Source organism: Corallococcus sp. AS-1-6 (assembly GCF_020037015.1).
Taxonomy (GTDB): Bacteria; Myxococcota; Myxococcia; order Myxococcales; family Myxococcaceae; genus Corallococcus.
In genome coordinates this window covers 1-22,786 of sequence record NZ_JAIQDE010000048.1, presented here as the reverse complement: position 1 = coordinate 22,786, position 22,786 = coordinate 1, and the positions used below count along the sequence as shown (strand labels likewise).

Here is a 22,786-nt window from a genome sequence, read left to right as displayed (position 1 = left end):
AACATGGCGACGCTGATTCCCTCACTGAACCAGTGCCTTGGCCGGATGCAGGCCGGGGAGAAGCGGTTTGCTCGCCGGTTGGAGGAGAAGCTCGAGGACGATTACCTGCTCTGGTACGACGTCCCCATCGGGGGAACAGGTCACCACCCGGACTTCATCATCCTGCATCCGCGCCGGGGCCTGCTGGTCCTCGAGGTGAAGGACTGGAAGCGCGACACCCTCCGGAGCATCGACAAGGCGCGCGCGGTCCTGATGACGCAGACGGGCCTCAAGGAGGTGGCCAACCCCTTCGAGCAGTCCCGTGTCTACGCCCAGGAGATCGCGACGCTGCTTCAGCGCGATCCCATGCTCGTGAATCCTGAAGGTCCGCACCGGGGCCGGCTCGTCCTGCCCTGGAGCCATGGCGTCGTGCTCTCGAACATCACCCGGAAGCAGTTCGACGAGGGCGACCTGGGAAAGGTGCTGCCTCCCTCACGCGTCATCTGCCGGGATGAAATGGGGGAAGACGTTGACCCCGAGCGGTTCCAGAAGCGGCTCTGGGACATGTTTCCGTGGTCGCCCTCGCAGCCCATCTCACTGCCTCAACTGGACCGGATCCGCTGGCACGTCTTCCCCGAGCTGCGGATTGGCAGCGGCCCGCTCGCCCGTTCCGCGCCGGTCCAGGCGGAGCTGGAGCTTTCGGTTCCAGACCTCATCCGCATCATGGACCTCCAGCAGGAGCAACTGGCTCGCAGCCTGGGAGAAGGCCATCGCGTCATCCACGGGGTCGCTGGCTCCGGCAAGACGATGATCCTGGGCTACCGCTGCCTGCAACTGGCCCGGACGCTCCATCGCCCCATCCTCGTGCTCTGCTACGGGAAGCCGCTCTATGGCTGGCTGGAACAGATGCTGCGAGCCCAGGGGCTTTCTGTGCAGGTGGTCATCCAGACCTTTCATGCCTGGTGCCATGCCCAGCTTCGCCACTTCCACGTGGGTCTTCCTCCCCAGGGGCTGTCTTCCGGTGACTTCTCCGAGCAACTCGTCCAGCGAGTCATCGCAGCCGTGGACCGCGGACTCATTCCCAGGGCGCAGTATGGAGCGGTGCTCATCGACGAAGGGCACGACTTCCATCCGGAGTGGTTCAAGCTCATCTCTCAGATGGTGGACCCGGGGACGAATTCGCTCCTGCTGCTCTATGACGACGCCCAGTCCATCTACCCGCACAAACGGTTCAGCTTCCGGAGCGTGGGCATCCAGGCCCAGGGCCGCACCACCATCCTGCGGCTGAACTACCGCAACACCGCGGACATCCTCCAGTTCGCCGCTGACTTCGCGCGCGAGGTGCTGACACCCAGTGACGCGGACGAAGATGGCGTTCCGCTCGTCCAACCCCAATCCGCGGGGCGCCGTGGGCCTGCGCCGAAGGTCGTCACACTTCCCAACCTGCATGAGGAGCTGAGCTACATCGGAGGACGCTTCCAACAGCTCCACGCGGAAGGCCACGCCTGGAATGAGATGGCGCTGCTCTATCGCAGCTCGGATATCGGCCAGCGTGCTGTCCGGCATCTGAACCACATGGGCATTCCATTGCAGTGGGTAGGCAAGAGTCCTGGCCAATCCGCCTTCAAGTCTTCCGAGGCCAGCGTGAAGGTCCTGACGTTCCACTCCAGCAAGGGACTGGAGTTCCCCGTCGTCGCCATTCCCCGCCTCAAGCGCCCGGCACCCGAGCGGCCCGATGCCAGGGAGGAAGCCCGGTTGCTCTATGTGGCGATGACCCGTGCCATGGATCAGCTCGTCCTGACCGAGAGCTGACGGCCAGCCGCATCAGCCCTTCTTCCTGATTCACGGGTTAGACTCCCGCGCCGTGCGCTACGAACTTCACGACCGCCGCGTCCTCACCTGGTCCCTGGAGACGCACGTCACCACGCACTGCAACCTGCGCTGCGCGCAGTGCTGCCCGCTGTCGCCGCACCTGCCCGCGTGGGCCGTGTCCCCCCATGCGCTGGCCGAGGACCTGCGCCGGCTCTCGCGCGTGCTCAAGCCCAACGTCTTCAAGCTCACCGGCGGGGAGCCCTTCCTCCACCCGGACCTGCCCGCCGTGCTGGACGGGGTGCGCGCCTCCGGGCTCACCGACCAGGTGTCCGTCACCACCAACGGCTTCCTCGCCCAGAGCGCTCCGGACGCCGTGTACGAACGGCTCGACCGGATGACCCTGTCGTTCTACACGTCCGCGCCCCTGCCCGAGCGCTCCATCGCCCGCATCACCGAGAGATGCGACCAGCACGGCGTCCACCTCACCGTGAAGGCCATCGACCGCTTCCAGCGCATCACCCCGGACGCGCCCCTCACGTCCGACGCGGAGGTCCAGGACGTCTTCGACAGGTGCTGGCTCAAGCAGCGCTGCCACCTGGTCCACCAGGGCCGCTTCTACACCTGCACCCGGCCCCCCCACGTCGCCACCGTCTTCGCCGCGGAGCACCCGCACCTGCCCGCGCTCGTCGAACACGACGGCGTGCCGCTCGATGACCCGGATCTGCTCACGCGCCTTCTGGCCTACCTGGAGCGGGACACGCCGCTCGCCACCTGCCGCCACTGCCTGGGCTCCAGCGGCCCCTGGGAACCCCACGCGCAGTTGCCTCGGGCCCGCGCCGCTTCCTGATCAGGGCGCCGGGGCCTCCACCTCCGCCGGCGGCGCGGGCAGCGGCAGCTCCACCGTGAAGACGGAGCCCTGGCCCAGGTGGCTCTCCACGCGCACCGTGCCGCCCATGGCCTCCACCAGCGTGCGGGTGATGTAGAGGCCCAGGCCCAGGCCGCCGTAGTGCCGGTCGCTCACCGCGCGCTCGAAGCGGCCGAAGAGGCGCGGCAGGGACTCCTCCGAGATGCCGATGCCCTGGTCCCGCACCGTCAGCGCCGCCCTGCCGCCGCGCGTCTCCAGCCGGACGTGGATGGGGCGCCCCTGGCCGTACTTGATGGCGTTGTCCACCAGGTTCACCACCACCTGCTCCAGCCTCGGCCGGTCCCACACGCCCACCGTCACCGCGTCCGCGCACTCCAACTGGAGCACGGAGCCGGAGCGCGCGGCGGGGCCCTCGTAGGCGGCCACCACGTCGCGCACCAGCTCCACCAGGTCCATGGGCACGCACTCCAGCGACAGCCGCCCGGCCGCGATGCGCGACACGTCCAGCAGGTCGTTCACCAGCTCCGCCAGCTTCTTCAACTGACGCGTGCCCACGTCCAGGTAGCGCTCCACCAGCTCGCGCGGCACCGGGCCCGGGTGGCGCTCCATCTCCCGCCGCAGCGCCTGGAGCTTGAGGTTGAGCGGCGTGAGCGGCGTCTTCAACTCATGGCTGGCGATGGACAGGAACTCGTCGCGCAGGCGCACCGCCTCGCGCGCCTCGCGGTACAGCCTGGCGTTCTCCATGGAGAGCGCGGCGCGGTTGGCCAGCTCCTGGAGGAAGGGCAGGTCCGCGGCCGTGTAGCGCCGGCCGGAGCGGTGCGTGGTGACGAAGCTGAGCAGCCCCAGCGAGCGCTCCCCGGCCACCAGCGGCACCACCACCAGCGAGCGGACGCGCAGTTGCTTCAGCAGCGCGATGCGCTCGGGGTCGTCCGTGAACCCCGGGAGGAGGTCGTCGGTGAAGTCCTCGACGAGGAAGGGCTGCCCGTGCTGGATGGACCCGGGGCCGGCCATCCTGGGGAGGCCCGTCACGTACGTCGTGCGGGACCGCAGCGGCTCCGCGAGCGACTCCGGCTCCGTGGTCGCGTGCTCCACCTCCATGCGCTGGAAGGTGCCGTCCTCCCGCGCGCCGTCGATGAGGCACCAGTCCGCCAGCGTGGGGACCGCCAAGCGCACCACGTTGCGCAGCGTGGCCTTGTCGTCCAGCGACGTGGCCAGGAAGGAGCTGGCCCCCGCCAGCAGGCGCAGGTGCTCCTCGTTGTGGGACAGCTCGCGCGCCAGCCGCTCCGCCCGGGCGCGGGCGCGCACCAGGTCCGTCACGTCGAAGCCGAAGCCCGCGATGCCGTCCACCTGCCCGTGCGTGTCGTGCGTGGGCGTGTACGTGACGTCGAAGATGTACTCCCGCAGGGTGCCATCCGACTGTGGCAGCTTGATGGACACCTCCCGGCCCACGAAGGGTTCGCCCGTCGCGTAGACATGGTCGAGCATCCGCCCCACGCGCTCGGCCTCCTCCTTCGGGCCCACCTCGCGCGCGGGCAGGCCCAGCAGCCTGGGCGGGTTGCCCAGCAGCGCGGAGTTGAGGGGGTTGGACAGCTCGAAGATGTGCTGGGGCCCGCGGAAGATGACCAGGTGCGCGGGCGCGTGCATGAACAGCTCGTGCAGGCGCGCGCGTTCGTACTCGGCGGCGGCGCGGGAGGCGCGCTCGCGCTCCAGCAGGTCCGCGCGCTCCGCGTTGGCCCGGCGCAGGCGCACGTTGAGCAACGTCACGAACATGGACAGCGCGAGGAAGAACCCCAGCGCGATGACGTTGCCGGGGTGGATCATCCAGTTCCCCAGCGGGGACAGGAAGAAGTAGTCCACCGTCACCAGCGAGACGAGCGTCGCGACCAGCCCCGGCCCCCAGCCTCCCCGCCAGCCCGCGAACGCGACGGCGGCGAAGAAGGCCAGGAACGGGGCGCTGGACATGTAGGGCCACAGCAGCCGCTGGGCGGAGAACGCCACCAGGACGGCCGCCAGCGCCAGCCCGTAGTTCAACAGCGCGGAGCCCCCCTCCTTGCGGAACGGCCCGGGCGCGCGCGGAGGCGAGGAGGAGGGATGCACCGGCGGATACCGCGGGGAGGACGGAGCGGGCGCGGTCATGGAGGCGCGGGGCGGACGGGCCTGGGGCCGGCCGTCAGCGTGTCTCCTTCCGGGTGTCCGCCTGGAGGAAGCCCTGCATGGTGGTGGGGTAGCGCTCGCCCGCGGCCACACCCGGCGGCGCGATGGACTCGATGGCCGCCAGGTCCTCCTGGGTGAGCGTCACGTCCAGGGCGCCCAGGTTGTCGTCCAGGTACTTGCGGCGCTTGGTGCCGGGGATGGGCACCACGTCCTGTCCGCGCGACAGCACCCAGGCGAGCGCGAGCTGCGCGGGCGTGCACTGCTTCTGGCTCGCGAGCCGGTCCAGGTGCTCCACCAGCTTGAGGTTGCGCTGGAAGTTCTCCCCCTGGAAGCGGGGCGAGTGGCGGCGGTAGTCGTCCTCCGGCAGGTCCTCGAAGCGCTTGAACTGGCCGGTGAGGAAGCCGCGGCCCAGCGGGCTGTAGGGGACGAAGCCCACGCCCAGCTCACGGCACGTCTGGAGGACGCCGTCCTCCGGGTCCCGGCTCCACAGCGAGTACTCCGACTGGAGCGCGGTGATGGGATGCACGGCGCACGCGCGGCGCAGCGTCTCCGAGTTCACCTCCGACAGCCCCAGGAAGCGCACCTTGCCGGCCTTCACCAGCTCCGCCATCGCGCCCACGGTGTCCTCGATGGGCGTCTTCGGATCCACCCGGTGCAGGTAGTAGAGGTCGATGACGTCCATTCCCAGGCGCTTCAGGCTCGCGTCGCACGCCTGCTTCACGTAGTCCGGCCGGCCGTTGACGCCGCGCGACTGGGGGTTCGCCGGGTCCCGCACCAGGCCGAACTTCGTGGCCAGGACGATGCGCTGGCGGTGCGGCCCCAGCACCCGGCCCACCAGCTCCTCGTTGCGGCCGGGCCCGTAGGCGTCCGCCGTGTCGAAGAAGGTGATGCCCCGCTCCAGCGCGTGGAGCAGCGTGGCCTCCGACTCCGCGTCGTCACGGCCCGCGTAGAAGTCCGACATGCCCATGCAGCCCAGGCCCAGCGCCGAAACGGTGAGGCCCTGCCTGCCCAGCTTCCGAGTCTCCATGTGTCCTCCGTGCGGGTGCACCCTCCCTGTGAGAATCTTCACCCGAGGCGCGGGAATCCAGGGCAAACGACCGGGCGAAGGCCCGGCTCACCCCTGAAGCGGCAGCTCGCAACGGAAGGGGAGCGGCTTGGCGGGCGCCGCCAGCCCTTGCGCCCCGCGCGCTTCCATCACCAGGGCGGCCTCGACCCTCGGCGCCGCCCAGCCCAGGTTGCGCAGCGCCGCGGTGAGCCGCTCGCACAGCGCCGCCACGCTGTCCGCGGGCGCGCCGGAGAGCTCCAGCGTGAAGCGCTCCAGCGCCACCTGGGTCAGCCGGAACGCGCGCAGCGGGTGGTGCTTGAACACCCACGCCAGCGACCACGCGTCCACCGCGCGGCCCCCGGGCGTGTGGAACGCGCAGGCTCCGCGTCCACCGAAGCCCGTCAGCGTCCAGCCGTGGAAGCCGCAGGCGCAGGCGTCGCGCCGCACGGTGCCCGTGTCCCCGGGCCGGTAGCGCAACAGCGGCAGCACGCTGGGGCGCAGCCGCGTCACCACCACCTCGTCCCCGTCCGGCTCCAGCCAGACGTCCGGCGTGAGCACGTGGAAGCGGCCCCGGTTCGCGTCGTCCAGGCACTCCCACGCGAGCGGCCCCGTCTCCGTGGCCGCGTAGTAGTTGAGGACCGGCGCGCCGCGCTCCTGCCTCCACGCGTCGCGCAGCGCGTGCGGCAGGTGCTGCGCGGAGGTGAGCACCAGCCGGGGGGACGGCACCTCCGGGTGGGCCAGCAGCCAGCGCAGCCCCTCCGGGTCGGAGAAGACGACGGAGGCCTTCACCCGCCGCAGGCGCGCCACCGCGTCGTCGCGCAGCACGGAGACGCGGTGCAGGGCGCCGTCGTGGAACAGCGGCAGGCGCACCGAGTACTCCAGCCCGCCCGGCAGCGCGTCCAGCAGCACCACGCGCGGACGCGGCGGGGGCGCGGCGTTGGCGCGCCCGGTGAAGAAGCGCAGCACGGCCCACATGAGCAGGCAGTCGCGCCGGTCGCGCAGCACGTTCACCGGGTCGCCGGTGGTGCCGGAGCTCCTCACCACCACGCACTCGTCGGACGCGGCGGGCAGCGTGGGCACGTCCTCCCAGTGGCGCGCGAGCGTGGCGCGGTCCAGCGCGGGGAAGTGCCGCAGGTCCTCCAGGCGGCGCAGGTCGCCCGGGTGCAGGCCCGACTCGCGCAGCACGCGCACGTAGTAGGGCGAGCCCAGGAGCGCGTCACGCAAGGCAGGCAGGCGCGCCTCCAGCTCCGCGCGGGCGGCGGCCTCGTCCACCGTGGCCGCGCCGCGCGCCAGTCCCTCCGCCACGCCCAGCGCCCACGGCAGGTGCGGGCGCTGCGTGTGGCTGTCGCGGCGGATGCGGGCCCTGGGCGCGACCCCGAGCGTCACTCGCGCCAGCCCCGGGCCTCGGCTTCCTTGCGCTGGGCCTCCTGGAGCATCTCCTGGCGCCGGTCCGCCTCCTTCTTGCGCGCCTCCTCCACCTTGCGCAGGTCCGTCACCGCCTGCCGGTAGTCCAGGTCCTTGAGGCGGCGCTTCGACTCGGCCTCCGTCTCGCCCTCGACGTCCGCGCCCACCGCCGCCAGCCACTTGCGCAGGAACTCCTCCTGGCGGAAGGCGTTGGAGCGGATCATCTCCGCGGTGAGGGGGTGCACCTCCTCGAAGAACTGCTGGAGCCGCGCCTGCGGCGTGCGGTCCGGGGTGAGGTAGAGCACCGTCTTCTTGCGCAGGTCGGACGCCACCAGCGCGTGCGCGAGCATGCCCACCTGCTCCTGGAACAGCGGGTTCTTCAGGCGCTGCTCCAGCTTCGCCCACTCGGCCTGGGACGGGGGCCGCTGGCTGGCCAGCCGGAAGGTGTCGCAGACGATGGCCACCGCCAGGTCGTGCGGATACGGCGACACGAGGGGCATGGCCGCCAACTGCTCACGGAGGTGGGGAATCGAGACCGCCATCATTTCTCCAACAGGGCATCGGCCAGCGCCGCGGCGGCACGGCCAAAGTCAGACATCCATTGCACGGTCGCCAGCCGGAAGCGCGGGCTGCCCAGCAGCGGCGCCAGCACCGGCCGCGCGGGCGCGTCGTCCGGCAGCGCGAGGAAGGCCACCACGCGGCGCGAGCGCTCCATCGCGCGGGCGAAGCGGGGCAGGGCGCCCTCCTGCCGCAGGTTGTGGAGGAAGTCGCTGTCCGAGATGACGACGCGCAGCGCGTCCGGCCGCTCCTGGGACAACTGCTCCATCACCTCCACGGGGAACCACGTCCCTCCGCCGATGTAGTGCAGGAAGAAGTCGCGCGCCGTCTCCTCGTCGTACATCCACGGGGACACGACGGGGTTGTCCGCGGAGTAGACGATGCCGCGCACCGTGGCGCCCTTGCGCAGCGCGGAGGCGGACAGCACCTGCGCGGCCAGCGTCATCGCGTTGAGGTCCTGCCGCGGGTCGGGCATGGAGCCGCTGGTGTCCAGGTAGATTTCCAGCGCGGGCACGCCCAGGTCGGACGGGGGCGGCAGGTCCGCCTCCAGCTCGCGGCGCAGCGGGGCCACGGCCGCCAGGTGTCCCTGGGAAATCACCGTGAGCGTCCAGTCGATGGTGGACGGGTCGTCGCCGTACTCCCACGCCTCCGGAATCGTGCGCAGGTACGGCTCCGGCTTCGAGGGCGAGGCGGGCAGCTTGAGGATGTACCGGTCCACGAGCCGCCGGTAGTACCGGGCCACCAGCGCGCGCCGCAGCCTGCCGCCGTCGTTGCCGGGCAGGTGCGCCGTCACGCGGCGGATGGTGTCCAGCGGCTCCGACTCCTTCGTGTCGTGCGAGTCGTCCAGCCAGCCGTTCGCGCGGGCCTGGTCCAGCGCGTCCTCCCACCGGCCGCCGGACTGCACCGCCGCGTCCAGGTCGCCCTCGTCCGGCGTGCCGAGGTCTCCGGCCAGCGGGATGCGGAAGCCCACGTCGGAGGGCAGGTCGATGAAGCGGATGAACGCGGCGCAGAAGTAGAGGAATTGCAGGCGGGGGTCGGGCAGCGCGTAGAACGTCTGCACGAACATGCGCGCCTGGGCGCGGAAGCCCGGGTAGGCCTCCTCCAGCTTCGGCAGCAGGGCCTCGGGCACCAGGTGTCCGGGCTCGCGGCGCCAGAGTTCTTCGTAGAGGGCCAGGTAGAAGCAGAACAGCGGAGACGGCCCGCCCGGGTCTCCGTCCTTCTGCTTCTTGCGCCCCTCCGGCGTGCGCAGGAAGCCCCGGTACACCTGGCACAGCGCGTCCGCGTGGGTGCGCCCCACGAACTCGTTCACCTGGAGGTCGAAGAACAGGTTGGTGAGCGACTGGCCCAGGCCCGGGATGAGGCGCTGCTCCAGCACGCGCAGCTCCGCGTCCCACCCCAGCGTGTGCGGGAAGCGCACGTGGTGGCCGATTTCATGGGCCAGCACGGCGGTGAGGCTGTCACGCGCGCCCATGCGGACGAGCAGGTCGAAGTGGACGAACACCTGCCGGCGCGCCAGGTCGATGTACGCGAGCGGTTCGTCCGGCGCGGCCTCACCGGGCCGGAAGGGCTGGTGCGGTTCGGGCGGGCTCAACTGCACGTGCACGTCCCACAGCGCCAGCGCGTCGCGCCAGCACCGCTCCACCTCCTCCGGGGTGAAGGCCGCGCCCGCGCTCATGCCGGCAGGATGACCGCCAGCCACTGGGACGTGTGCATCGTGGCCACCGCGCGCCACTCGTTGTGCTGGGTGCTGTACCAGTCCCCCGCGCGAGGGTCGCGCTGCGCCAGCGAGGTGAGCGGCTTGGGGGGCTTGCCCGTCGCGGGCTCCAGCCGCTCGTTGCAGCCCATGGGCCCCAGCAGCACGGGCTTCTTCACCAGCCACACGCCCTGCGTGGCGGCGTCGCGTCCGCCCGCGGCGGTGGCGCGGTGACGGTCGTGCACGCAGACGACGGCGGGGGCCAGGAAGTGCATCTCCCCGGGCATGAAGCGCGCGTCCTCCTGGGACAGGTCCACCCACTGCGCGGTGGACGTGTCGCCCAGGGGCTGGGAGGGCGGCTCCATGGCCTCGTTGGCGATGGTGTGCAGGTGGCCCTCCAGGTCCGCCAGCGAGGACAGGTTCGCGCCCAGGCGGCAGAACAGCCGCTGCACCCACGGCGGCGCGGACTCCAGGTTCTCGCTGAGGTTCCACACGCGCGCGAGCGCCGGGGCCTGCTCCTCCTGACGCAGGTCCGGCAACAGGCGCGGCAGCAGGTCCGTCCACGCGAGCGTGAAGAAGTTCTCCCGGCCCGCGGACGTCGGGTACAGGTAGCCCAGGCCGATGCCCTCGGCGCCCAGGCGCAGGTAGGCGCGCAGGGTCTCCTCTCCCGCCGCGGCGTCACCGCTCGCGAGCGCCCGGCCCATGCGGGCCACCGGGCCCTCAAGGAACGCGCTCCACAGCGCGCGGTCCCAGCGCACGAACCGGCCGCGGGCCTCCTTCTCCAGGTCTTCGACGAACGTGCTCATGGCTGCCCCTGACCGCCCGGGTTCTCCTTCAGCCACGTCGCGTAGTTGCGGTAGCGGCTGTAGAGGGACTTCAAGTGGATGAGGTCCTCGTACACCGGACCGGACAGCTCCTGGCGGGTCATCAGGTCGTTCATCAGCGCGGTGACGGCGGACAGGCGCCGCTCCGTGGTGCGCAGGTCCACGCCGGACAGGCCCAGGTCCAGCTCCGCGCGCAGGGCGGCGACCTTCTGGCGCACGGGCGCGTGCGTGCCGTAGCGGGCCATGGCCATGTCGAACATGTTGCGGATCCACGCCACGCGGTCCTGGAGCAGCAGCCTGTTGCCCTTCGCCTCGAAGAAGGGGCTGCGCGCGTTGGGGGTGAGCTTCTCGTGCAGCACCCAGGGGATGATCTGCCGGAAGTCCTCCAGCTCCGTCACGCGGTGGCCGCGGAAGAACGCGAGCGCCTTCGCGAAGTGGAGGATGGTCTGGTACGCGCGCACGCTGGTGCCGTTCTCCGTCTGCGTGCAGAGGTGCACCTTCTTGTCCAGCGGGCACTGCTCGTTGCACACGGCGGACACGGTCTGGCCGGCGAGCTTCAGCGTGTCCTTGTGCTTGAACTCGAAGCGCGGGGACGCCATGCGGCAGAAGTCGAGCTGGCCCAGGAAGAAGGCCACGCGCTCCAGCACGCCCCTGGGCACCTCCACGGCGAGGATGGAGGTGTAGGCCTTCTCCAGCTCGCCGGGGGTGAAGACGATGTCCTTGGGGAGCAGTTCCTCCGGGGACTTGTCGGACTCGATGCGCTGGAGCAGCGTGTCCACGAAGCCGGAGTTGAAGGGCACGGCGCGCACGACGACGTCCAGGCGGTCCTTGAGCGCTTCGATGACCTGGAACGTGCCGCCGCCCTGGTCGTCGTTGGCGGTGAGGAACCAGGACGAGCGGCCGGTGTAGACGTACTGGTCCATCATCTCCGCGTAGCCCTCGCCCAGCAGCGACAGCAGGGCGGACTGCGTCTTGGTGGGGATGCGGTTGTACTCGTCGATGATCTTCACGCGCTGGCCAATCCACTTGCGCCAACTGACCTTCACGGCGGACAGGTCCTCCGCCTTGAGCATGTCGGACGGCAGGGGCGCGCCGAGCAGGTCCGCGATGGACAACTGCGGGTGGCCGCGCTGGATGCCCCGGTGGACGTCCTCGCGGCCCATGCCGGAGAGCAGGGCCATGAGGATGGCGGACGTGGTTTTTCCGCGGCCCGGGCCGCCCACGAGCAGGGCGCGGCGGCAGGTGAAGAGGGTGAGCAGCGGGATGAGGACGAAGGAGCTGTAGCTCATGTCCTCCGGGAGGTGGACCTCGTCCCCGGCGGTGTTCTTGAGGGCGGCGGTGCCGCCGAACTCGATGTCGTAGTAGGGGCAGATGACGGCGTTGTTGGTGATCCACCAGTACGCCTGCCGCATCTTGTCGTGGAGGCTGCCGCCGTCGCGCTCGGAGAGGTGGACGCTGAGGCCCTTGTCCGCCGACGCACGCCCGGTGAGCAGGCGCGAGACCCAATCCTGGTTGGCCATGGAGGCAGGGGAGTGTAGCAGCGCGGCTGGCCGCCGCGGTGCCCGGAAGGCGCAGGCCCCCTGGATGAGACGGAGGCGCTGCGTCGAGTCAGAGCGTCACCAGCCCCATCCGCGCCGCCCTCACCACGGCCTCCGTGCGGCGCTGCACGCCCAGCTTGGCCAGCACCGCGTTCACATGGAACTTGGCCGTGTGCTCGCTGATGGCCAGCCGGTCCGCGATGGCCTTGTTCGACAGGCCCTCCGCCAACAGCCCCAGCACCTCGCGCTCGCGCGGCGTCAGCGTGTCCGGCCCCGGGGCTCCCGTGGGCGCCGTGCTCCTGGGCGCGGCGCGCACCTGGGACAGGCCCGGCTCGAACACCGTGAGGCCTCGCGCGACCGCGTGCAGCGCGGCGCCCAGCATCCCCGGCGCCACGTCGCGGAACAGCAGGCCCCGCGCGCCCGCGCCCAGCGCCAGCTCCCCCGCCGCCTCGTCCGCCACCAGCGCCAGCACCGGCGCGCCCAGGTCCGGCGCCGCGCCCTCCTCCAGCCGCAGGCCCGTGTCCCAGAGCACCACGTCGGGCGGCTCGCCCCGCGCCGCCTCCAACTCCTCCTGCGTGCCCGCCGCCACCACCGTCCAGGCCTCCGCCTGGTCGCTCAGCGCCCGTGCGAGCGCACCCCGGGCCAGGGGGTCCTCCGACACGAGCGCGAGCCTGGGCGATGAAGAAGGCGCATCCAACATGAGCCCCTCATCCCTAACCGCGCCCGCCGCGTTCGCCACCCCGCGAGGCGCCAGGACGCCCTGGCTTCCCTCTGGGGCGCGCCCCTGTGAAGAATCGTGAAGTCCTCCCGGGAGGGGCACGCATGGCGTTCCGGACAACGCGGTGGTGGGTGTCGTTGCTGCTCCTCGCGGGCAGCGTCCAGGCGGCGACGGCCCCTTACGAGAAGCGGGGGGACGAGATCGTCACCCTCGTGCGCACCCGCTTCCTGGACGCGGCGAAGGGCACCGCCTGGGCGGACGCGCACCAGGGCTACGCCGCCGGCGCGAAGGACGCGGAGGACTTCACCCGGCGCACGAACGCGGCGCTCGCGGAGCTGAAGGCCTCGCACACGGCCTATTACCCGAAGGAGAGCCCCGGCCACGCGGAGGTGTCCGCCATCTTCCAGGCCTTCCTCGAACTGAAGAAGGTGGAGGCCACCGGCATCGGCGTGGACGTGGTGGAGACCCCGGAGGGCTTCTTCGTCCGTCACGTCTTCACGGACGGCCCTGGCGCGAAGGCGGGCCTGCTGCGTGGAGACCGGCTCGTCACCGTGGAGGGCAAGCCGTTCCACCCATGGCACGCCTTCACGAACCGCGCGGGCAGGGCCACGCGCCTCACCGTGGAGCGCATGAAGGGCGCGGAGCCCCTGTCGCTCACCGTCACGCCGCACCGGGTGAATCCGCGCCAGGAGTGGCTCGCGTTCCAGAAGGCCAGCGGACAGGTCGTGGAGCGCCAGGGCCGCCGCGTCGCCTACCAGCACGTCTACGCGTGCACCGGCGAGGAGTACCAGCAGGCCCTGGAGGAGTCGCTCCAGGATGCCTTCGCGGACGCGGACGCGCTCGTCGTCGACTTCCGCGATGGCTGGGGCGGCTGCAATCCCGCCTTCGTGAACCTCTTCAACCCCCAGGTCCCCCGGCTCGTCAGCACCGGCCGCGATGGCAAGACGCGTCCCTTCGCGCCGTCCTGGCGCAAGCCCGTGGTGCTGCTCGTCAACGGCAACTCGCGCAGCGGCAAGGAGCTGGTGGCCTTCACGATGAAGCGTCACCGCCTGGCGACGCTCGTGGGCCAGCGCACCGCGGGCGCCGTGCTGGGCGGCGGGCCGCGGAAGCTGTCCAATGGGGACCTGCTCTACCTCGCCGTCATGGACGTGACCGTGGACGGCGAGCGGCTGGAGGGCGTGGGCGTCCCGGTGGACGTGGAGGTCCCGGACGCGCTGCCGTACGCGGCCGGCGCGGACCCGCAGAGGGAGAAGGCGCTGGACGTGGCCGCCTCCCTGGTGAAGGGCTGAAGCTCAGCGCAGCGTGACGCCGTGCCCCACCGCGTCCGGGTCCAACGTCAGGCGCCCGCCCGCGTACTGGCCGCCGCCCTGGAACGGGTGGTTCGCGATGAACAGCGGCGTGTCCAGGTCCGCGTAGGTGAAGCCGCCCAGCCCCGCCGCCAGGTGCGCGGACGCGGTCATGGCCAGCACGCTCTCCACCATGCCGCCCACCATCAGCTCCAGCCCCGCCGCGCGGGCCAGGCTCCACATGGTCACCGCGTCCACCATCCCGCACTTCATCGTCTTGATGTTGATGCCGTGGCACGCGTTCTCGCGGATGAGCCGCAGCACGTCCTTCACCGAGCGCGCTGACTCGTCCGCGCACACCGCGACCCGCGAGCGGCGCGTCACCTCCGCGAGCCCCGCGACGTCCGCCACCGGCTGCTCGAACAGCGACAGCGGCACCTCCGCGCGCTCCAGCTCCTTGAGGAACGCCAGCGCCTCCGCCACGTCATAGCCCCCGTTCGCGTCCGCGATGAGCCGCGCCTTCGGGGCCTCCTGGTGGATGGCCACGAGCCGCGCCGCGTCCGCGTCCGGGTCCAGCGCGCCGACCTTCACCTTCAACGTGTCGATGCCCCGCCCCAGGATGGCCCGCGTGGACGCCACCGCGTGCGACAGGTCTCCGGCGGTGACCGTCATGTCGATGTCCAGCGACGTCCCCGCCCCGCCGAAGAAGGCGTACATCGGGATGCGGTGGTGCCGCGTGAGCGCGTCCAAAAGCGCGATCTCCACGCCACACCGCGCGGCCGGCGCCAGCGCCATCGCGTCCCCCAGCGCCTCCGACGCCGGCCGCCACTCCTGGGCGTCGCGGCCCACGAGCAGCTCGCGCACCGGCTCCAACGACGCGAGCGTGCTGGCCTGCGTCTCTCCGCTCACCGCCGTGAAGGGCGCCGCCTCGCCCAACCCCACCGTGCCGTCCGCGAGCGTCACGCGCACGAGCACGTTCTCCGCCGCCAACTGCGCGCCGGTGGCGATGGCGAACGGCTCCGTCAGGGACAGGTGCAGCGCTTCGAACGCGACGTGCGTGATGAGGGTAGGGCGCATGGGCAGGCGGCAGTGTGGCCGACGTTCCGGTCCGGAGGGGAGTCTTTCCCTTCCTTCCGGCTCTCCACCCTCAAGCGTCTGTAATTCAAGAAGGTTAAGAAAGATACGAAGACTGGGGCTGGCTTGAGCCGCCGTGCGATTCGTGGCGACATGCGGGCTCCCCGGGGGTTGGGCAGTGCCTGGGCCGCGAGGAGCCGGATGTCCGCGACCGATACGACCGTGGCCCTTCCGCTCCCGGATGCGCTCCTGGCCGCGTTGGAGGAGGCCGAGCGCGAACTCCCGGAGGCGTGCATGGTGCTGCGCGCCGTGCGCTCGCCGGGCGGCGCCATCCTGGACTTCGAGTGGCTGTGGGCGAACCCCGCCGCGTCGCGCGCGCTGGGCCGGGACCCGGAGTTCCTGCGCGGCCGGCGCCTGGGCGAGGTGTCCTCCAAGGACGGCATCGCCGGCCGCCTGGACCTCCTGCGCCAGGTGGTGGAGTCCGGCCGGCCGCACGCGGACCACTTCTGCGAGGGGGAAGTGCTCCTGCAGGGCACGGCGGTGCCGCTGCGGGACGGGGTGCTGTTGCGCCTGCGTGACATCACCAGCGACCAGCGGGTGGAGGAGGGGCTGCGCGAGACGCTGGACTGGGTGCGCGACGTGCTGGAGAGCATGCCGGACGCCTTCTTCACCGTGGACACGGACTGGCGCCTCACCTACGTGAACCGCAACGCCGCCGCGCTCACCGGCCGCTCGCAGGAGACGCTCTTCCGCCGCGTGCTGTGGGAGGCGTGCCCGGAGCTGTGCGGCACCCCGTTCGAGCGCACGCTGCGCGAGGTGGCCGCCGAGGAGAGCTACCGCCTCTTCGAGCTGCGCACCGGGCGCGACCGCTGGCACGAGGTGCACGCCTGGTCCAGCGGCCGCAACATCTCCACCTACGCGCGCGACATCACCGACAAGAAGCGCGTGCAGGCGGAGCGCGACGCGCTGCTCGCCCGCGAGCACTCCGGCCGCCTGGAGGCGGAGGCCCTGGCCCAGCGCCGCACGCACGAGCTGATGGCCGCGCGCGAGCGGCTGGTGCAGTCGGAGAAGCTGGCCATGGCGGGCCAGCTCGCCGCGGGCGTGGGCCACGAAATCAACAACCCCCTGTCCTACGTCACCGGCAACCTCCAGTTCGCGGTGGAGCAGCTCACGCCGCTCGTCCGCGGCCCGGGGCTCCAGGGCGCGGTGGGCGAGGCGCTGGAGGCGCTGCGCGAGGCGAAGGAGGGCGCGGAGCGGATCCGCGTCATCGTGCGCGACCTGCAGACCTTCGCCCGCGCGGACGAGCTGCGCCTGGGGCCCGTGGACGTGCACGCGGCGCTGGAGTTCGGCGTCTCCATGGCCATGACCCACCTGCGCAGCCGCGCCCAGGTGGAGCGCCACTACGGCCAGGTGCCGCCCGCGCTGGCGCACGAGGCGCGCCTGGGGCAGGTGTTCCTCCACCTGCTCATCAACGCCTCGAACGCCATCCCCTCCGGCGCCTACGAGCGGCACCGCGTGACGCTCACCACCCGCCGCGAGGGTGCGTGGGTGCTGGCGGAGGTGTCCGACACCGGCCTGGGCATGACGCCGGAGGTGCTCCAGCGCGCCTTCGAGCCGTTCTTCACCACGCGCCCCGTGGGCGAGGGCAGCGGCCTGGGGCTGTCCATCTGCCTGGGGCTCGTGCGCAGCATGCACGGCGAGCTGACGGCGACCAGCATCCCCGGCCTGGGCAGCACCTTCCAGGTGCGGCTGCCCGTCTCGGAGCCCATCGTCCACCCGGGCCTCCCCGCGGTGCGCGCGGACGAGGGCCCCTCGCGCAAGCGCGTGCTGGTGGTGGACGACGAGCCGCAGCTCACCTCGGTGCTCCGGCGCATCCTCGGCCGGCAGCACGACGTGGTGGTGGCGCACAGCGGCCGGGAGGCGCTGGCGCTGCTGGAGCAGGACGACGCGTTCGACCGCGTCTTCTGCGACCTGATGATGGCGGACCTCACCGGCATGGACGTGCACGCGGAGCTGTCGCGGCGCCGGCCGGAGCTCCTGTCGCGCTTCGTGTTCATGACGGGCGGCAGCTTCACGGAGCGCGCCCGCGCCTTCCTGCAGGCCGTGCCGCTGCCGCGCATCGAGAAGCCCTTCGAGCCGGGCCTCCTGCACTCGCTGGTGGAGTCCTCGCCGCCGCGCACCGGAGCGCGCGGCGGCCAGGCGGTGTGACTACAGCTTCACCTCGTCGCGCTCCGGGCGCGTGATGTACGCGGTGGTGGGGTTCGCGGGGTCGGCCAGCTTCTTCATCAGGCTGTCCATGCCGTTGGAGCGCGCGAAGGCCATCTCGTTCTTCGTCACGCCCACCAGCGTGAGCAGCTCCACCTGGCCGCTGGGCAGGGTGAAGTGGCTGGGGCGGTTGGCGTCCTTCACGAACACGAAGCCCGCGAGCTTCGTCTCACCGCCGGTGAGCGTGCCGTCCACCGGGTAGCGGTGCCCCATGGCGAACAGCCGCGCGCACACGAGGTTGTAGGCCATCATGTCCAGCAGGCGCAGGATGGGCCAGCGCTCCTCCTCGGGCGTGTGGATGACCATCTCGTAGCCCAGGCCGCTGCGGGCGTCGTCCGGCAGGTCCTCGCCGGGGGCCACCGTGAAGGGGTTGGACAGGCCGCTCGTCACGTAGGTCCAGTACGGGTGCTCCGGGCTGGGAGGCGCCACGCGCACGCCCATGGGCAGCCAGTTGGGGTCCATCTCCGTGCCCTGGGCCAGCTCGCTCTCCAGCCACCCCTCCAGCACGCCCGTGCCCTCCAGCAGGTCCACCTCCTCGCGGATGGCACCGAACAGCTTCGGGTACTCCACCTCGTCGCGGTCCGCCCAGCAGTCTTCGTACCACTGGATGAAGTCTTCCTCTGTCTCCGGGACTTTCATGGGGGCGGACTCTAGAGGTTCACCCCGATTTCACAACTTGAACCGAGCCCGGATGCCCACTGACCGGTGGGTTGGCGGACAGACGTTCAGGTTTTTCAGGTGCCGGTGGACCCGGGGGCAGGGGTCCCCCACGGTTTCAGGCCGCAGATGCGCTCCGCCTCCTCCACGGCGGGCGCCAGCCGCGCGTGCTCCATGCGCAGGAAGCTGCGCACGGCCTTGTCCAGGCGCTGGTCGAAAATCAGGTGGGCGCTGTGCACGGCGGTGGGCTCGAAGCCCCGGGACACCTTGTGCTCGCCGCCGGCGCCGGGCTCGAAGACCTTGCGCCCCGCGCGGATGCAGTCGTCCACGGAGTGATACAGGCAGACGTTGAAGTGCAGGAAGGGGTGCTCCTCCGTGCAGCCCCAGTAGCGGCCGTAGAGCCGCTCGGGCGTGGCCAGGTTGAAGGCCCCGGCGATGACCCTCCCGTCCTTCACCGCCTCCACCATCTCCACCGTGTCGGGCAGGTCGCGGAAGACGCGCTCGAAGAAGCCCGGGGTGAGTTGCACCTGGCCCCAGGCGTGGCGCTCGCAGGTGGACGTGTAGAAGGTGTACGCGCGCCGGGCGTGCTCCGGCGTCAGGTCCGCCCCGCGCACGGTGCGCAGGTGGATGCCCTGGGGGGCCGCGGCGCCGCGCTCGCGCTTGAGCTGGTTGCGGCGCTTGGAGTCGAAGCGGGCCAGGTAGTCGTCGTAGCTCCGGTAGCCCGGGTTCTTCCAATGGAACTGGAGGGTCATCCGGCGCGCGAGCCCGGCCTCCTCCAGGAAGTCCGCCTCTTCGTCCGTGGGGTAGAGCACGTGCACGCCGGAGCAGTCCTGCGCCTGGGCGCTGTCCACGGCGGCCTGGAGGAGCGCCCGGCGCAAGGCGGCGGCGTCTTCTCCGGGGGCGGTGAGGAAGCGCGGCACGGTGGCGGGGGACAGGGGGCCGCCCACGAGCAGCTTCGGGTAGTACTCCACGCCCAGTTGGGCGGCGGCGTTGGCCCAGCCGAAGTCGTAGATGTACTCGCCCATGCTGTGGAACTTGAGGTAGGCGGGCGCGGCGGCGACCAGCTTCTTCCCGCGCCACAGCGTCAGGTGGTGCGGCGCCCAGCCGGTGTCCTCGGTGGCGCTGCCGCTCTCTTCCATGGCGGACAGCCACGCGTGGCGCACGAAGGGGGGCGCGCCGTCAGCGACCAGGGCATCCCACTGGGCGGCCGGGACGTCACGGATGGCATCGAGAATGCGGACCTGGAGCGGGGTGTCGGCGGGCACGGGAGCAGTCTTAACGCGGGCCTGTCCCCTTCGCTCCCGTTCGTCCCGCTGGAGGGCACCCGGCCAGGGGAGCCCGGGGCCTCTCAGGAGGCCTTCTTGCGGGGCGGCGCCTTGGTACGGGCGGACATCACCCGGGGGAGGTTGTCTTCAATCCAGGAGGTCAGCGCCTCCACGTGGACGGCGACCTCCTCGCCCAGGGGCGTGAGGCGGTAGTCCACGTGGGGGGGAATCACGGGGTGGGCCTCGCGGTGCACGAAGCCGTCCTGCTCCAGGGCCTGGAGCGTCTGGGCGAGCATCTTCTCGCTGACCCCGCCGACCTTGCGGCGCAGCTCGCTGAAGCGGTGGGTGCCCTCCTCCTTGAGCGCGACGAGCACCAGCACGCCCCACTGGCTGGTGACGTGCTCCAGGACCCCGCGCGAGGGGCACGCCGCCGCGTACAGGTCCCCGCGCTGCTTCACCTTCTCCAGCAGTGGACTGCGCTTGCCTGCCTTCATGATGGGACACTTACCACGAGGTGCGTACTTACGAAAAGTGAGTACCGCCGTTACGGTAAGCCCCGGTTCGATTTCGCGCCTGGAGCGCGGGAAGGAAAGGGCGAAGCCATGTTCGTTGTCACGGGAGCCACGGGGAAGCTGGGGCACTTCGTCGTCGAGGGTTTGCTGAAGAAGGTGCCGGCGAGCCAGGTGGCGGTGGCGGTGCGAAATCCGGACAAGGCCGCGGAGTGGGCCGCGCGCGGGGTGCAGGTGCGCAAGGTGGACTACGACCACCCGGAGACGCTGAACGGGGTGTTCGGGAAGGGGGACACGGTGCTGCTCATCTCCGCGAACGAGGTGGGGAAGCGCTTCCCGCAGCACGCGGCGGTGATTGAGGCGGCGAAGAAGGCGGGCGTGAAGCTGCTGGCGTACACGAGCATCCTGCGCGCGGACACGAGCGGCCTGTCGCTGGCGGGGGAGCACCGGGCGACGGAGGAGGCGATCCGGGCGTCGGGCATCCCGTACGTGTTCCTGCGCAATGGCTGGTACGTGGAGAACTACACGGAGCACATTGGGCCGGCGCTCCAGTACGGCGTGGTGCAGGGCAGCGCGAAGGAGGGCCGGGTGGCGACGGCGACGCGTCAGGAGTACGCGGACGCGGCGGTGGCGGTGCTGACGGGCACGGGCCACGAGAACCAGGTGTACGAGCTGGCGGGGGACGCGAGCTTCAGCCTGCCGGAGTACGTGGCGGAGCTGTCGCGTCAGTCGGGCAAGCCGGTGAAGTACGTGGACCTGCCGGTGGCGGAGTTCTCCGCGGCGCTCCAGCAGGTGGGGGTGCCCAAGCCCTTCGCGGACACGCTGGCGGACGCGGACGCGGGCCTGTCTCGCGGGGAGTTGAATGACACGAGCCGCACGCTGAGCCGGCTCATCGGCCGGCCGACGGCGCCGTTCGGGAACGCGATTGGCGCGGCGCTGAAGCAGGGTTGAGTTCCAGGGGGCCTCTGGCCCGCGAGGTCACGTCGCGGGTCAGGCTTCCTCGTCGGGAAGGAGCGTGCGGAGAAGTTCGTCGTCGGGCCCGAGCGGTTTCCAGCCTGCGGGCGGCGGATTGGCGCGGAGCGCAGCTCGAGCCTGCTTTACGCGCTCCGCATGAGTCTCGGGGGTGTAGCTACTCCAACGAGCGAGCACCTGGGCCACATCGAATCGGTTTGTGTCGTCCAGCACGGGGGGCCATCCATTTGGAAGATGCTGGAACAATTCGCGCACGAACTGCCCTCGAACCAAGCGTGTCACCTGCTTGCGCTGTTCCGCTTCCGCCACCAACCCGCTGAACACCTGCACCCCGGCGATGTCATCCGCCCCAAGTTCCTCGGCCAACGCCACCAGTGATGCGGTAGGACGTGCTTCGGCGAAGGCAGTCAGTGAGTCGTAGCCGCGTTCGCGGACCCGCTCGTATAGGCGGACCTTCCAGTTCCCCTGCCACGAACGTCCGTCGGTCATCGCCTCCTCCCGGAGATGAAGCTCATCGGGATGTCGTACTCCTTCAGATATCCCGCGACGAGCTTCAAGATCTCGCTCCGTGTCAGCCGCTGGCCGATTTCGGCCTCCGCGTCGCGTAGTACCTTCATGATCATCCGGTTCCATTCACCGGGCCATGTGCGCCCCAGGCGCCAGCTCCCGCCACCGTGAATCGCTTCGTGGTGAGCCTGCTCCAACCGGACGCAGAACTGGTCGATGTCCATGTCGCCCTTGAAGCCGCGCTGTTCGAACCATTTGCGGTGCTCTTGCGGCAGCACATGGTGCTTCGGGGCGTCCGACATGCCCGCTCCTGCTCTACCCGTTACCCGCATGCCGCGCACCTCCGGGCTGTCCCCCAGCGCGTCGCGCACGCCCTTGGGGAGGCCCTGATGCGCCTGGGCCATCATGACCTGTCCGCCCTGGATGAGGATGGCCGCGCTGGCGGCGGAGCCGGAGATGACGCCCGCCTGCACGAGCCTTCGCATCATCTCCACCCACTCGGCGGAGACCACCATCCGCGAGCCCATCATGACTCCGCCCGAGCTCATCACGAGGCCCACTCCGAGCGTCGCGGGGGCCGCGGGTGGCACGCGTGGCATGGCCAGCTTCATCGTGGAGATCATGGTGACCATCTCCACCGCCTGCATCGCCGCGATGACCTGCCCGCCGAGCTTCATGGTCGCGCGGGTGTCCCGCTGGAGCGTGTCGAACTCGCGGGTCAGCTTGCCCATCAGCTCGGGCATCGCGGTCGTCGCCGCTTCCACCCGCTCCGGGTCCAGTGAAGCCAGGTCCGTCAGTGTGGGCTCCATCAGTCCCTGCACGCGATGCAGGTCCGTGAAGAGCTTCTCGGCGCTGCACATGGGGCAGTGACGGAGCACGGCGTCCGCGAGGTGCAGGAAGTCCACCCAGGTAGCCAGGAGGAGGGTTCCGAATTGGGCGGCCTGAAGCTTCGGCCCTGTCATGCGCAGCAGGCCCAGCTCCATGTCCGTGTCGCCGACTTCCGAGGCCACCTCCGTCAACGTGGTGGCGCGCCCAAGCGCGCCATGGAGCCACGTCACTTGTCTGGAGCCCTGGTCGACGTAGCGCGTGAAGACGCCGGTGAGACTCCAGCCCCAGGGGTCTGGAGGACGGGCCGCCAGCTTGGTGAACGCGGCCTCGATTCTGCGCAGGGAACCCTTCACTTCGTCCGTTGCGTCGAGGACCGCCTGCCGCGTCGATGCAGCGCTGTGGGCGTCACCCCCGACAGCGCTGTCGCCCACGGTGGTCACGTCGTCACGCGGTGGCTGGCGACGCAGGAGCCGCTGCCCGGAACCAGAGAAGGCGCGTGGGCGGAAGTCCCGGGTGCGCGGGGGCTCATCGCTCGGAGTCTCCACCCACGCGGGCGAGGAGTCCTCTCGCGGCGCGTAGCTCAAGCTCAGGCCACGCCCGGAGGCGCATCCCATGGTCAGCAGCACCAGGGCCAGCAAGAGGGCGTCAGCGCGCATTGTCCATCCCCAGGCCCACCGAGGCGAACGCCCCTGGACGAAGCGTTCCTTCTGGCGCGGGGAATAACAGCGTGCCGCCCGTCCCCATCGCGTAGAGCTTCCCGCCCAAGAATCGCCAGCGGACCTCGGCGGACCCCAGGTAGCGCGCCCCTGGCTGTCCCATGCCCACGCCCAGCC

Annotated in this window: 19 protein-coding genes and 1 pseudogene; 5 read left to right on the top strand and 15 right to left on the bottom strand. The window is 71.0% G+C overall.

Going from position 1 to position 22,786, the window contains the following annotated elements; translation table 11 throughout:
* Positions 1-3 precede the first annotated feature (3 nt).
* Complete coding sequence (locus K8612_RS37565) at positions 4-1,791, top strand: DEAD/DEAH box helicase (protein ID WP_223765752.1); 1,788 nt, start codon at positions 4-6, stop codon at positions 1,789-1,791.
* 52 nt (positions 1,792-1,843) lie between these two features.
* Positions 1,844-2,638, top strand: coding sequence for a radical SAM protein (locus K8612_RS37560; RefSeq protein WP_223742462.1), 795 nt, complete (start codon positions 1,844-1,846; stop codon positions 2,636-2,638).
* Here the strand turns inward: K8612_RS37560 and K8612_RS37555 are convergent, their stop codons facing one another.
* The 8 genes from K8612_RS37555 to K8612_RS37520 form a co-directional block, all read right to left on the bottom strand.
* The gene (locus tag K8612_RS37555; protein WP_223765751.1) at positions 2,639-4,753 is read right to left on the bottom strand and encodes an ATP-binding protein; all 2,115 of its coding nucleotides are present in this window, start codon (positions 4,751-4,753) and stop codon (positions 2,639-2,641) included. It abuts the gene before it with no gap.
* Between the two features lie 73 nt (positions 4,754-4,826).
* Positions 4,827-5,837, bottom strand: coding sequence for an aldo/keto reductase (locus K8612_RS37550; protein WP_223742460.1), 1,011 nt, complete (start codon positions 5,835-5,837; stop codon positions 4,827-4,829).
* Between the two features lie 87 nt (positions 5,838-5,924).
* Positions 5,925-7,241, bottom strand: a complete 1,317-nt coding sequence (locus K8612_RS37545; RefSeq protein ID WP_223765750.1) for an AMP-binding protein — start codon at positions 7,239-7,241, stop codon at positions 5,925-5,927.
* Positions 7,238-7,804 (bottom strand): hypothetical protein, encoded by a 567-nt coding sequence (locus K8612_RS37540; protein WP_223742458.1) that lies wholly within the window; start codon positions 7,802-7,804, stop codon positions 7,238-7,240. The genes K8612_RS37545 and K8612_RS37540 overlap by 4 nt, the downstream gene beginning before the upstream one ends.
* Positions 7,801-9,492, bottom strand: a complete 1,692-nt coding sequence (locus tag K8612_RS37535) for a M48 family metalloprotease (protein WP_223765749.1) — start codon at positions 9,490-9,492, stop codon at positions 7,801-7,803. The genes K8612_RS37540 and K8612_RS37535 overlap by 4 nt, the downstream gene beginning before the upstream one ends.
* Positions 9,489-10,316: a hypothetical protein gene (locus K8612_RS37530; protein WP_223742456.1), complete on the bottom strand. Its 828-nt coding sequence runs from the start codon at positions 10,314-10,316 to the stop codon at positions 9,489-9,491. The genes K8612_RS37535 and K8612_RS37530 overlap by 4 nt, the downstream gene beginning before the upstream one ends.
* Positions 10,313-11,854, bottom strand: coding sequence for a MoxR family ATPase (locus K8612_RS37525; RefSeq protein WP_223765748.1), 1,542 nt, complete (start codon positions 11,852-11,854; stop codon positions 10,313-10,315). The genes K8612_RS37530 and K8612_RS37525 overlap by 4 nt, the downstream gene beginning before the upstream one ends.
* An 88-nt stretch (positions 11,855-11,942) precedes the next feature.
* On the bottom strand, positions 11,943-12,572 hold the full coding sequence (locus K8612_RS37520) for a response regulator transcription factor (protein WP_223765747.1): 630 nt from the start codon (positions 12,570-12,572) through the stop codon (positions 11,943-11,945).
* Between the two features lie 122 nt (positions 12,573-12,694).
* Here K8612_RS37520 and K8612_RS37515 point away from each other — a divergent pair, with 122 nt between their 5' ends.
* On the top strand, positions 12,695-13,879 hold the full coding sequence (locus K8612_RS37515; RefSeq protein ID WP_223742453.1) for a S41 family peptidase: 1,185 nt from the start codon (positions 12,695-12,697) through the stop codon (positions 13,877-13,879).
* A gap of 3 nt (positions 13,880-13,882) precedes the next feature.
* On the opposite strand, the gene K8612_RS37510 is transcribed toward K8612_RS37515, so the two are convergent.
* Positions 13,883-14,953, bottom strand: coding sequence for a dipeptide epimerase (locus tag K8612_RS37510; RefSeq protein ID WP_223742452.1), 1,071 nt, complete (start codon positions 14,951-14,953; stop codon positions 13,883-13,885).
* Positions 14,954-15,151: 198 nt separating this feature from the next.
* On the opposite strand from K8612_RS37510, the gene K8612_RS37505 reads away from it, so the two are divergent.
* Positions 15,152-17,158, top strand: a complete 2,007-nt coding sequence (locus K8612_RS37505; protein ID WP_223765746.1) for an ATP-binding protein — start codon at positions 15,152-15,154, stop codon at positions 17,156-17,158.
* On the opposite strand, the gene K8612_RS37500 is transcribed toward K8612_RS37505, so the two are convergent.
* From K8612_RS37500 to K8612_RS37490, 3 genes are all read right to left on the bottom strand, one after another.
* Positions 17,159-17,854 carry a suppressor of fused domain protein gene (locus K8612_RS37500; protein ID WP_223742450.1) on the bottom strand — a complete coding sequence of 232 codons (696 nt, stop codon included), beginning with the start codon at positions 17,852-17,854 and terminating at the stop codon, positions 17,159-17,161.
* A 95-nt stretch (positions 17,855-17,949) separates the two neighbouring features.
* Positions 17,950-19,137 (bottom strand): GNAT family N-acetyltransferase, encoded by a 1,188-nt coding sequence (locus tag K8612_RS37495; protein WP_223765745.1) that lies wholly within the window; start codon positions 19,135-19,137, stop codon positions 17,950-17,952.
* Between the two features lie 83 nt (positions 19,138-19,220).
* Positions 19,221-19,631: a helix-turn-helix domain-containing protein gene (locus K8612_RS37490; protein ID WP_223742448.1), complete on the bottom strand. Its 411-nt coding sequence runs from the start codon at positions 19,629-19,631 to the stop codon at positions 19,221-19,223.
* A gap of 108 nt (positions 19,632-19,739) precedes the next feature.
* Between K8612_RS37490 and K8612_RS37485 the strand changes: the two genes are divergently transcribed.
* Positions 19,740-20,597, top strand: coding sequence for an SDR family oxidoreductase (locus tag K8612_RS37485; protein ID WP_223742447.1), 858 nt, complete (start codon positions 19,740-19,742; stop codon positions 20,595-20,597).
* Positions 20,598-20,636: 39 nt separating this feature from the next.
* Here K8612_RS37485 and K8612_RS37480 read toward each other — a convergent pair whose 3' ends face one another.
* The 3 genes and pseudogenes from K8612_RS37480 to K8612_RS37470 all read right to left on the bottom strand — a co-directional run.
* Complete coding sequence (locus K8612_RS37480; RefSeq protein ID WP_223765744.1) at positions 20,637-21,107, bottom strand: NUDIX hydrolase; 471 nt, start codon at positions 21,105-21,107, stop codon at positions 20,637-20,639.
* On the bottom strand, positions 21,104-22,609 hold the full coding sequence (locus K8612_RS37475) for a DUF2380 domain-containing protein (protein ID WP_223765743.1): 1,506 nt from the start codon (positions 22,607-22,609) through the stop codon (positions 21,104-21,106). Before K8612_RS37475 ends, K8612_RS37480 begins: the two co-directional genes overlap by 4 nt.
* Positions 22,599-22,786, bottom strand: a pseudogene (locus K8612_RS37470) (hypothetical protein); the annotation flags it as partial. The pseudogene K8612_RS37470 and the gene K8612_RS37475, both read right to left, overlap by 11 nt.